This is a genomic window from Odoribacter splanchnicus DSM 20712, assembly GCF_000190535.1.
In the GTDB taxonomy this organism is placed as follows: domain Bacteria; phylum Bacteroidota; class Bacteroidia; order Bacteroidales; family Marinifilaceae; genus Odoribacter; species Odoribacter splanchnicus.
Window position 1 is genome coordinate 2,823,655 of sequence record NC_015160.1, and the last position, 11,864, is coordinate 2,835,518.

Below are 11,864 nucleotides of genomic sequence, written 5' to 3' on the forward strand. Positions count from 1 at the left end.
CGAAACAAGATGAATAAGAAATTGAGATATATGATGTTATGCCTGTCGTTGTTTGCCTTTGGATGCAATGACTGGTTGGATGTACAACCCAAATCGCAAGTAAAAGAGGAAGATTTGTTCAGTTCCGAATCGGGATTCCGCGATGCATTGACGGGTATTTATGCCTTGATGGGAAGGGTAGAAACCTACGGAGGCAACAGTACCATGGGATTTATGGATATGCTTGCGCAGACTTATAGCAAAGTGGACTACGATTATGAAGATGCCTTGAAGTATAATTATAAAGAAGAGCATGTCAAGGGGATTGTGGATACGATGTGGAGTTCCAATTATAATGCGATTGCTAATTGTAACTACTTGTTACAAAATATAGAAAAAAAGGGTAGCGTGATGAGCGAGCGTTTACGTAATGTCGTGGAAGGTGAAGCCTTGGCTTTAAGGGCTTTTCTGCATTTCGACCTGTTGCGAGGATATGCTCCTTCATACAAAATGGGCAAAGATGAACCCGCTATTCCTTATGTACGGGAGGTGACGAACAGTCCGGTTGTACAATCGACGGTAGCCGAGGTTTTGGAATACATTCTTACAGATCTGAAAACTGCTCAAGCATTGCTGAAACCGGTAGATCCGATCGGACCATCCTTTGCAGAATATAACGATAAACTAGAATACGGAATGGACGAGTACATCACAGATGACGGTTTTTGGCTTTATCGGAAATCGCGCTTGAACTATTACGGAGTGACGGCTTTGATGGCACGAGTGTATCTCTGCCAGGAAAATCTGACCGATGCGTTGGCATGTGCCCAGGAAGTGATTGATTCCAAGCGATTCGAGTTTATGAATGATTCAATCAACAACGTATACGCTTATAGGAACCTTTCGTATATCGAAAAAATGGCACGCCACGAGTATGTATCTTCCCTCTATGTATATGATTTGAAGGAAGGCCGTTCCGATTTGTTTTTTAAGAATCTCGCAAGTTGTGAATGTGTTATTGCAGAAGGACGAAAGGCTTCAATCTATTCCGGAATGGGTCAGGATCTGGATATTCGCAGCAAAAATTGGTTCGAAACGCCTGCCGGTTCTGCAACGGAATATGTAAACAAATACATGAGAGGGACCCAGATTCCTTTATTAAAACTCTCGGAAATGTACCTGATTGCTGCCGAAGCATCGGGGGATATCCGTTATCTGGAAACCTTGCGGGCCAATCGGGGATATGCTACCGATCCGCTACCGGCAGGGGCGAATTTACAAGACGAGATAACCAAAGAATATCAAAAAGAGTTTATTGCAGAAGGGCAATTGTTTTATTACTATAAACGCCGGAACATGGCTATTTTGCCTATCACGTCTACCAGCATGAATCGGGCTACTTATGTACTCCCCGTTCCGGATAACGAATTGGAATTCGGTAACTTTAAACAGAACTGATTATGAAAAAGATATTTTATTTAGGTATACTCCTTGGTTTGCTGTCGGCTTGCCAAGAGAATAAAATGGATGGTTTCGACAGCAATGGAGCGGTTTATTTTCAAACTAATCCGTCTGACTGGAACAATCTGGCGGATAGTGTGCTTTACTCTTTTGCCGGCAAAGATGTGACAGAAAAAACACTTAACTTACAGGTAAACCTAATGGGAGAGGCTGTCGGTTACGATAGGAAATTCCGCTTGGTTGTAGATCAGGAAAAAACGACAGCTAAAGCAGGAGTACATTACCGAACGTTAGAAGATTTTTATATCCTGCCAAAGGATGCCTATAGTGTTCAGATTCCTGTGATTTTACTTCGGGGAGATGCTCTTATGGAAAAAGAGATTCTTCAGCTGACCTTGAAATTAGAGGCTTCAGATGATTTGCAACCAGGCTTGACCCAACGGATTGTGACTAGAATATTGGTAACCGATATGTACATGAAACCTGCATATTGGGAGCGGCTATGGATGTGGGGAGATTATTCCGTCAAGAAGCATTCACTTCTCTTGGAACTATTTGAAGTAGATTTTCCGGAAACAGTGGATGAGTATTATGATGATTACTATCTCTGGTCAGCCCGTGCGAATATGATCAGCCAATATGTTGAAGAAAATTATCCGGTTTTAGATGAAAACAACCAACCGATAGAACCGTGGTTTGAAAGTTAAGAAATATGAAAAGAATAAAGGAAATAATAGGTGTATTGCTGTTGGTAACAGGAATCGCCTGCACAGAAGACAAAGGGAATTACAATTATACTCCTTTGAATGAATTAACCATTAACGGTATAAATAAGACGTATGTAGCAGAGATAGACTCCGTGCTTTCCATCTCGGTAAACATTATTGGTGAAAAAGGTTTCCGGGAAGACGATTACGAATATTTGTGGTATGCCTGGCGGACCAGTGATGCAAAAACTACGGATACGCTTTCGTTAAAGAAAGATTTGAATGTAAAACTATCGATTGATGTAGGCGAATACACCTTGCGTTATGTGGTTACGGAAAAAGCAAGCGGTGTTTTTTTCGAGTCTGAAATAGACCTGAGTGTTATCGATAAATATTCCAAAGGAGTTATGGCTCTGAGCCGGATTGAAGGAGACTATTCGGATATCACCTTTATCAATGTAAAGAACACGGTTACCCAACATGCCTATAAACAGGCCAATGGCAATTCGGTAGGACGTCACCCGAAAGGAATCTTTTATATTGGAGGAGAAGATGATGTTAAAAATGTAGTGTTGATATCAACAGAAGAAAGGACTATCACAGTGGAACCGAAAGATTTTACGGATTTTATGCCCCTTTCCGAATGGTTTTACGTCAAACCGGAAGGAACAATCGTGGAAGCCTTTGCAACAGACGCAGGTAAATGGTATGAATATCTGATTATTGATGGGAAGGCTTATAATCGACGTGTATTCTCTACCAGAGATCCTTTTTGGAAGTTCGATCCTAAAATCAAAGGAGATTATCATTTAGCTCCGTTTTCGCTATATGGTGCAGGAAAATTTTTCTATGAACGGGATAAAAGATGTTTCATATATGACCGCTATGGAACCATGATGGCTCCGGAAGCATTGGGAAGTGCATTCAATGCCAACGATATGCAGATGGATATGCTTTACGGTACAGCCATCGGAGAGAACTTACGTGCTGTCATGGTCGATGACAACGGTAAACGATATATGATTTCAGGCAAGGAAATAGACGATTGGGATAGGGTTACCTACGAAGATATTATTCAAATCGTTGCAGAGAAAAAACTCGAAATGAATTATACCGGTGCGGCAGAAGCCACTTGTTTCGCCATTTCGACAAAGGAACCCGACTTTTTGTATTATGCTTACGGAAATAAAATCAAATGTGTAAGTATGCTTACCGGTAACGAACTGTCGGAATATACAATGGTGCAACCGGTAGATTACATGGAATTCGACAAAAGTGAAAATCCGGACCGTTTGTATGTGGCCGTAAGTGACGGATCGGGCACTACCGGTAGCGGTTCGATTTATTACTTGCAAATGAATCCTCAAGGCGGAGGAGCATTACTTCCGGTCAAAGGTGGTGAATTCAAAAATGTGTGTGGTAAAGTGGTAGATTTCGAATATAAAAAATAGAAAATGAGATTTTTATTTATTGTATGGATATTGGCTGTTTGTTCGGGTTGTCAACCTGGACAGACAGTTCTAAAAGGACATATTGAGAATTACCGGGGAGAATCGGTGTTCGTGAGTTGTTATGAATCAAATCTACAGGATACGTTGAAAGTTGACGCTTCGGGAAATTTCTCTTGGACACCTTCCGGGACTGGCAGTCAGGAATACGGGATTCGTGTCGCCGGTTACCAACCGTGGAGGATTCCGGTTTATTTAACTCCCGGCGACCGGGAAGAACTGGATTTATCGCTCTTGCCGGATAAAACGATAAAAGTGAAATACGCCGGCAACCGGGCCACTGAAAACGAATATCGGTTGGCTTTCAGCAGACTGGACGAATTAAGGATTGGTTATGATTTGGAATCACGGAAGCTTTCTTTTGCTGACTATAAAGCTCAATTGGAGCCCATAGAACATGATTTGCAAATCTTGCTGGAGCAGATTGACGACCCGGAAATCAAAGCCCATTTCAGGCAGAAACAACATTTATGGTTTCAGAACAGACGAACGGTTTATGCTTCAGTATTAGCCATGAGGTTAAGGGAAGGTGAAGCGACACCGGACGAAAATTTCAATGCTTTTGTGCAGTCGTTGGATGTGAATGATCCGAAGGAATGTAACGAGTACATGGTTTATGAGATTATCTATTGGCAGCAGGCTCAGGATTCCGCATTCAGAACGGAAGAGCGGAAAATTGACTATCTCAACCGGCTTGACCATCTTGTCAGCAATCAAGAAATGAAAAATGAATTTGCCACCAAATATATGAAAATGGCAATCAGCGGTGAATTAGGACGACCTTTGGATAAGGAGATTAAACGGTATAACGAAATTTGTACCGATGGTACCATGCGCAATCAGATAGCTGAACAATACAAAGAATATTTGCGGGTATACGGCAATCTAATGCCGGGGAAACCGGCTCCCGACTTCGAACTGATCGACGACAAAGGGGAAAAGTGCCGCTTATCGGATTTAAAGGGCACCTACGTGTTTGTCGATGTCTGGGCCACCTGGTGTAAAGGATGTGTGATGGAAATTCCTTATATGGAAAAATTGCAGGAACATTTCGCTAATGACAAACGGATTACCCTGATCAGCATTTCGTGGGATTATACGCAAAAAGTTTGGTTGGATTATCTGAAAAAACGTCCGGCTACCTGGCCACAATATATGGTAGACAAGGAAAATATGGACGTGATGAAAAAGGAATACCGGATATCGGGTATTCCACGCTTTATGCTCATCGATCCGCAAGGCTGCCTGGTTTCTTATAATTACGAACGACCTTCGCACCCGGAATGTGTGAAGATGTTAGAACAAAATATGAAAAATAACAGATAAATAGATAAAATCATGAAATTTTTGTTTATCATTTTGGCTTTGGCAAGCGGATGGTATTGTCAGGCACAAGAAACAATACTGAAAGGACACATCCGGAACTATAACGGGGAAGAAATATTTATCCTGTGCAGGGAAACGGAATTTCAAGACACTCTGCAAGTAGATGCTTCAGGACACTTTGCTTGGTCACCAAAACTTACTGAAGGGCAGATTTATACCCTGAACGTAAAGGATTACGAAAGGGAAAGAATAGAAGTAAACCTTACTCCAGGCAATCAATCGGAGATAGAATTAACTCTTTTGCCCGATAAAAAAATGATAGTGAAATTTTTGGGCGACCGGGCTGCGGAAAACGAATACCGCATGGTTTTCAATCAGTTGGAAAATTCAAGCCCGTGGAACACTGCCGATATCAAGTCTCTGACTTTTCTCCCATACAAAAAAAAGATGGAAGAAATCGAAAAAGGAATGCGGCCTCTGTTAAAACAGGTGGAAGACCCGGAAATAAAAAAGCAATTCCATAAGGAGTTACATTTATGGTATCAAAGGCAATTGACCATATATGGCTGGAATTTGTCCGAACGCAAAGAAGGGAATAATAGAGATACCGACTATGATGCTTTCATAAAAAAGGTCGATTTGAATAACCCGGAAGAATGCGATGATTTTGTAATTAGCCGGGTGATCGACTGGCATCGTCAACAGGAACCGCAATTCGGTCATAAAAATAGATATACTAATGAGCTGGATTGGTTAGAGCGATTGGTTAGTAACCGGGAAATAAAAAATTGCTTTGCTACACAACAAATGGAAAGGCGTATTTATTATGCTTCCGGAGAATCGTTGGAAGAAATGATGAAACGTTACCGTCAAATATGTACCGACGATTCGGTACGCCAACAAGTGGAAGCCAAATACAAAAAATATGTACAAGCATTCGGCAACCTGATGCCGGGCAAAATTGCACCGGATTTTGAATTAATCGACCGGGAAGGGAAAAAATGTCGCCTGTCAGACCTGAAAGGGAAATACCTGTTTGTCGATTTTTGGGCCACCTGGTGTCACGGATGTGTGCTGGAGATTCCCTATATGGTTAAATTGCAGGAACATTTTGCCAATGATGACAGAATCGCTTTAATCAGTGTTTCTTTGGATTCAGACCAAAAACTCTGGAAAAAATTTCTGGAAAAAGATCCGCCGGAATGGGCGCAATATGTATTGAGCAAAGAAGCAATGCGTTTCATTCGCGAGGCCTACCGTATGCCCGGAATCCCCCGCTTCATGCTGGTCAATCCGGAAGGGTATCTGGTCAATTTCAAGTATACCCGTCCTTCCGATCCTCAATGTGCCGAATTAATTGAACAAGATATGAAAGATAACAAATAAAAGAACTGATTATGAGATATTTTCTTATTGGATTACTAGCATTATTATCCTTGGAAGCATCGTCGACAAATAGCGTAAATCCCGCACACATCCGAGGAGTCGTAAAAGATTTCAAGGGTGGCGATGTCATTATGATGATTAACCGTAAAAAAGAAGTCGTACAGGTAGATGACAACGGAGTGTTCGACTATACAACTACCCTGAAGGAACCGGGCAAAGCCATATTATTCTTTGAAAAGTATGAATATATTCTCCCGCTTTATATTGAAAATGGCATGGAAGCATCGCTTACCTTTTCTTTCGTAGAGAAAAAAGACAAGAGTAGCCTACTGCCTTACGACCTGGAATTAGAATATTCAGGGGATAATGGAGATTGTACTGAATTTATGCAGAAGTATGAAGCTTTGTCGCTCTATAATGTGTGGCCTTTTTCGCGTATCGATACGATGTCTTTTGCCCAATACCGGGAAAAATTCCTGGAAGACATGGACAGAGTCAAGTCGGAACTGAAGGAAGTAAAAAGTCTGGCATTCCGCCGGATGATGATGGCTGAGATAGACCGCAGTATTCCGGAGAGCTTGTTCCGTTTTGCCTGGTCGAAACTGAAAAATGATGCTGACTTCGAGCAATTTGCAGAATCTTTCGATCGGAACGATCCAGATAATTTGGGCATAGCCGCGAAATACCTGCGTCACTATTTACGTCATCATCCCGCACCGGAAAGAGAGAAAGATATCCATTACCTCAATAGTTTGAAACAAGTATTTTCCGATCAGGAAGTAATCAATGCCTTTGCAGATGAATATATCCAAAGCTATTTGAAACAAGCTCCGGACAATATGGAAGAGGTATATAAGCTTTATTCCAATATCTCCACCAACCCTGAAGCCCGAGCCTTAGCAGACGACATGTATGCCCATTACGTCAAGTTGCGCAAGGGGGCGCCCGCCATCGATTTTGAAATGACGGATGCCAAAGGGAAAAAGTTCCGGTTGTCCGACTTCCACGGCAAGGCGGTTTATATCGATGTATGGGCAACCTGGTGCGGTCCGTGTTGTGCAGAAATACCACACATGGAAAAACTGGCGGCCCATTATGCCAAAAATAAAAAAATCGTTTTGCTCAGTATCTCTTTGGACAAAAACAAGGCCAAATGGGAAAAGAAGCTGGCAGAGGACAAACCGCAATGGAGACAATTCATCTGCCTGGATGCATTTGACTCTGAAGTATGTAAAAACTATGGCATTAACGCCATCCCGCGCTTCCTGTTTTTCGACAAAGACGGCAAGGTAATTTCGTTGGACGCTCCGCGACCGTCATCTGCAAAGATAACCGAATATATAGACCGACACATCCGGTGAGCGGTAGGTTAATAGTGAGGAAACTGAAAAGTCGAATACTTTTCAGCTCCTCATTTTATCGACAATTTTACATTAAAATCAACCGCATCACAATTCATCGATTTCTTTTGCTGTCAAGCCCGTAGTTTGGATGATCACATCCAAAGGCAGACCTGTCTTTTTGAGATTACAAGCAATTTTACACCGCATTTCTGTTTCGCCTTTCGCTTTTCCCGCTTTCATGCCTTCCTTTATTCCTTCCTTTCTGCCCTCCTCAATTCCTTCCCTTATTCCTTCCTCCTTTCCCGCTTCTCTACCTTCCCTCAAACCTCTCCTCCAACCGCTTCCATATAACGTTTTTTCGACACTGATAATATCCCAAAATTTTTCATAGCCTAACAATTGGGCATCGGTAAAGGCAGATTCTTCCAGAACGGAAACTGCTTTTTTTATCTCCGGATTTTCCATTAATTCAGCAGGAATTTCCCGGGTTTGCTCATTGATTTCTGTCAAGTAACGCAACCACAATACCTGCATTTTCTTTTCAGAATAATTACAGGGATTGAATTTCGGCAACTCAACGAAAATCAAATGAAGACCGTCGATTACTTTTTCGGAATGTTCGACATGAACCATTTTATAATAATGATAGAATCCCTCTAATTCCGGCTCAAAGACTTCATTCACAAGATTAAGCGAATACACAAGCTGCAGCAATTCATATTCTTCTCCGGTTTTTACTTGCCGGACATACGCTTTCGATGCATTGAACAGCACTCGTTGCTGAAACTCCGGCGACCATACCATTTGCATCTCAACAAGGTACTGCCTTCCGCGTTTATCCTTGCAACGCACATCGACAATGCCGTTCTTCCGCAACGGGTTTTCGGGTACCAGCTCGGCAGGAAGATACTCGATCTCCATGACTTCTTCCTCCGGCTCCAAAGGCAGTAAGGCATTCAGCAGACTAATGACTAAATCCGGATGCTCACCGAAAACTTTTTTAAAAGTCAAATCAGCTTTAGGGTCTAAATATCTCATGACATCTAAATTTCATATCCATACAAATATAGGGAAAGGCAAGAACAAAAGCAACAAACTTGTTTGATTGATTTTACCGAACCATACTATATATTATGTAAATATACGAAATAATTTTAAATATACAGGATATTCTTCCCACGGCTCTTTCATTTTACCTGAGGCAGGATTGACTAAGACAGGGCAAGGGATGCGTAAAGGATTCGTATTCTTAAATCCATATTAAATACAGATCAATAGTTAAATAAACTGGTTTCAATTTGGATTTAATTAGTTTTATAATGGCTAATATATAGAGGAATCCTAAGGAAAGCATGGACAATGGAAGGTTAGCCTCTTTCTAATCGAAAAGCAGCCGGCCAAGGGCATAGAAGAACAGATTTTTCTGCACCGGACCCTATCCGCCTGGAATGGAATTTTTTAATTAACACGACTTTTTTAAGTGAAAGAACCGTGATATTCCCTCAAGATAAGATTACAAATAACAAAAATTTCATGTACATTTGTATTCAAATATCAGGAGAATGATCTATGGGAAAAATCAATTTTTTAATTCTATTGTTTGCCGCAGTACTTTGTTGCAATTCTTGTAAGCTTTATAAAGTAACATATTCCACGACAGGAGCTTCCATCAGTCCTGACGTAAAGACCTTTTCCGTGGATTATTTCCCGAATAAGGCTCCTCTGGTAGTACCTTATCTAAGTTCGCTGTTTACCGAGAAACTGACAGATTACATGCGTTCCAAAACAGGCTTGAGTCAATTGACCGATAACAACGGAGATATTCGTTTCGAAGGCCAGATCACCGAGTACAGCCAACGGCCCATCGATATCCAAAAAGATGAAATCGCAGCCTCCAACCGGCTGACGATCGGAATCAAAGTAAAGTATACGAATACGAAAGACGATAAATACGATTTCTCTTCTACGTTTTCCAACTATGCCGATTACTCGACCGACGCTGATTTCGATTCCATAGAGGAGAGCTTGATTATAGAAATCCTGGATAAGATTATCGACGACATATATAATAAGGCACTCGTCAACTGGTAATCGATCGGCAGAAGAATGAAAAGTGAAAAAATCATAGAATTTATACGTCATCCTGAAAAAATCAACAATGACGATCTACGGGAATTACATACACTCGTAGAACGTTATCCTTATTTTCAGACGGCTCGTATTCTATATTTAAAAGCTTTATATCTTCTGGGAGGTGTCAGATTTCGCAGCGAACTAAAAGCTTCGACCGTCCATCTTACGGATCATAAGCAATTTTTCAGGTACCTGAACAATCAGATCGGTTTCGAACCCTTGGGTTCCGGTACGGCAATCCCTAAAAATTCGCTGAGTCATATTGTCGACGAACGTATCCGCGAAATCCATGGTCATACCGTCGTTCACAGCCAGGGTATTCCGGTCTGTCAGACTACCGAAGAGACAACTACCGGATGCGAAGAAGACATCATACAATTCAATCTCCGGCAAAAGGGAAGAAAACGGCCGGAAAACGATGAGAAAGAAATCATTTCCAACCCTATCCGACTGGACGATGTACCGGGAATAATCGACGATTATTCCAACTCTACCCAAGAGGATAGGTCCGAAGCGAACCATTCTGCCACCCCGTATGCCTCCCCCATCCAGCCCATCGATCTGAGCGGAATACAGGGCATCGTAGATGAAGCCCCCCGTCCTGAAAATAATTTCTCTATCGATGTCGATCTGGACGAAGAAATAGCGGATGCACAGGAAGAAAAACCATCGGTCTCTCTCGATACTCCCGAAATCATCAGTGGCGGATACCGGCTGACCGACCAGCCTCATACCGAAGAAACCGTCATAACAGAGAAAGAATCCCGGAAATCCCGAAAGAAAAAAGACGATCTCATCGAGCGTTTTATTCAGTCTGAACCCATCATGCCCAAAATAACTTCGGCCTCGACGGATAACAGGGATCTATCTAAAGAAAATCCTTATATCCAAGAGGAATTATTCAGCGAAACACTGGCAAAAATATATGTCAAACAACATCTGTACGAAAAAGCAATCTCAACTTATATAAAATTAAGTTTGAAATATCCGGAAAAAAGTGTTTACTTTGCAGACCGAATCGAAAAAATAAAAGAGAACATTAATAATAAAGAGTAATTATGTATACGGCAATTTCTGTTTTGATATTCATTATCTGCGTTTTATTGATATTGATTGTATTGGTACAAAACTCCAAAGGCGGAGGCTTGGCTTCTTCATTTGCTTCTTCTAACCAAATCATGGGAGTAAGAAAAACGACCGATTTTCTTGAAAAAGCAACCTGGACGTTAGCCGGAGGAATGATGATCCTGTGTGTATTGGCCACCTTTTTTATCCCCAGAGGAGAAAATGCAGTAAAATCTGCTATCCAGGAACAAATCGAAGCTCAGCCTGTTCAGCAACAAACCATCCCGACTTTCCCGACCAATCCGGGAGCCGGCGAAAATGCCCAGGAAACAGGAGCTGCAACACCCGGAGAATAATTCCATTAAAACTTAAAATAGAATGTCAGTATGTCAGTCATACTGACATTTTTTTGCTTTTCTGCCAAACCCTTTTTTCCCCTATTTTTTATCTTTTATCATTTTTCCTCTATTTTTCAATGATTTACATTTTCTTTCCTCCTCTTCCTTTCTGTCGTATTTTTTTTGGCACAAAATATGATAAGAAGGAAATGTTGTAACATTCAACCTTACAACGACGTTGAAATATTGCGTATTAATTTGAAAATAAAATCATATTATAAACTTTTAAATTTTTAACATTATGACACTGAAGACCGTACTTAACAAGGTAATTGTTGAGCCTGTTGAAGCAGAAACTGTAACTAAAGGAGGGATCATCATCCCCGACACAGCACAAGAAAAACCCCAGAAAGGTACAGTTATCGCAACCGGTAAAGGTAAAGCAGACGAACCGATGGAAGTAAAAGCAGGCGATACTGTTTTATTCGGAAAATATTCCGGTACAGAAGTTCATATCGACGACAAGAAGTATCTGGTCATGAACCAAAGTGATATCCTTGCAATTCTTTAATTGTAAATTGTAAGTAATCCCAAAAATTAAAATCTAAAACTAATTTG

11 protein-coding genes are annotated in these 11,864 nt (G+C 41.2%); 10 read left to right on the forward strand and 1 reads right to left on the reverse strand.

Annotated elements, in window-relative coordinates; all coding sequences use genetic code 11:
• Window positions 1–9: 9 nt before the first annotated feature.
• The 6 genes from ODOSP_RS11905 to ODOSP_RS11930 are packed head-to-tail and all read left to right on the forward strand — an operon-like array spanning window position 10 to window position 7,728.
• Entirely contained in the window at window positions 10–1,437 is a 1,428-nt protein-coding gene (locus tag ODOSP_RS11905) for a RagB/SusD family nutrient uptake outer membrane protein (protein WP_013612551.1), read from the forward strand.
• Between the two features lie 2 nt (window positions 1,438–1,439).
• Window positions 1,440–2,147, forward strand: coding sequence for a DUF4843 domain-containing protein (locus ODOSP_RS11910; protein WP_013612552.1), 708 nt, complete (start codon window positions 1,440–1,442; stop codon window positions 2,145–2,147).
• Between the two features lie 5 nt (window positions 2,148–2,152).
• Window positions 2,153–3,598: a PKD-like family lipoprotein gene (locus tag ODOSP_RS11915; RefSeq protein ID WP_013612553.1), complete on the forward strand. Its 1,446-nt coding sequence runs from the start codon at window positions 2,153–2,155 to the stop codon at window positions 3,596–3,598.
• Window positions 3,599–3,601: 3 nt separating this feature from the next.
• Window positions 3,602–4,981: a TlpA family protein disulfide reductase gene (locus ODOSP_RS18875; protein ID WP_013612554.1), complete on the forward strand. Its 1,380-nt coding sequence runs from the start codon at window positions 3,602–3,604 to the stop codon at window positions 4,979–4,981.
• Window positions 4,982–4,993: 12 nt separating this feature from the next.
• The gene (locus ODOSP_RS11925; protein WP_013612555.1) at window positions 4,994–6,367 is read left to right on the forward strand and encodes a TlpA family protein disulfide reductase; all 1,374 of its coding nucleotides are present in this window, start codon (window positions 4,994–4,996) and stop codon (window positions 6,365–6,367) included.
• A gap of 11 nt (window positions 6,368–6,378) precedes the next feature.
• Window positions 6,379–7,728: a TlpA disulfide reductase family protein gene (locus ODOSP_RS11930; protein ID WP_013612556.1), complete on the forward strand. Its 1,350-nt coding sequence runs from the start codon at window positions 6,379–6,381 to the stop codon at window positions 7,726–7,728.
• Window positions 7,729–7,815: 87 nt separating this feature from the next.
• Here ODOSP_RS11930 and ODOSP_RS11935 read toward each other — a convergent pair whose 3' ends face one another.
• A complete protein-coding gene (locus tag ODOSP_RS11935; protein ID WP_013612557.1) occupies window positions 7,816–8,748 on the reverse strand; it encodes an Rpn family recombination-promoting nuclease/putative transposase in 933 nt (310 codons plus the stop codon).
• A 531-nt stretch (window positions 8,749–9,279) separates the two neighbouring features.
• On the opposite strand from ODOSP_RS11935, the gene ODOSP_RS11940 reads away from it, so the two are divergent.
• The 4 genes from ODOSP_RS11940 to ODOSP_RS11955 all read left to right on the forward strand — a co-directional run bounded on the left by ODOSP_RS11940 (window position 9,280) and on the right by ODOSP_RS11955 (window position 11,817).
• Window positions 9,280–9,801, forward strand: coding sequence for an LptE family protein (locus tag ODOSP_RS11940; protein WP_013612558.1), 522 nt, complete (start codon window positions 9,280–9,282; stop codon window positions 9,799–9,801).
• A 15-nt stretch (window positions 9,802–9,816) separates the two neighbouring features.
• Window positions 9,817–10,899 (forward strand): hypothetical protein, encoded by a 1,083-nt coding sequence (locus ODOSP_RS20235; protein WP_013612559.1) that lies wholly within the window; start codon window positions 9,817–9,819, stop codon window positions 10,897–10,899.
• Window positions 10,900–10,901: 2 nt separating this feature from the next.
• Window positions 10,902–11,264 carry a preprotein translocase subunit SecG gene (secG, locus tag ODOSP_RS11950; protein WP_013612560.1) on the forward strand — a complete coding sequence of 121 codons (363 nt, stop codon included), beginning with the start codon at window positions 10,902–10,904 and terminating at the stop codon, window positions 11,262–11,264.
• A 283-nt stretch (window positions 11,265–11,547) separates the two neighbouring features.
• Window positions 11,548–11,817, forward strand: a complete 270-nt coding sequence (locus ODOSP_RS11955; protein WP_013612561.1) for a co-chaperone GroES — start codon at window positions 11,548–11,550, stop codon at window positions 11,815–11,817.
• Window positions 11,818–11,864: the final 47 nt, after the last annotated feature.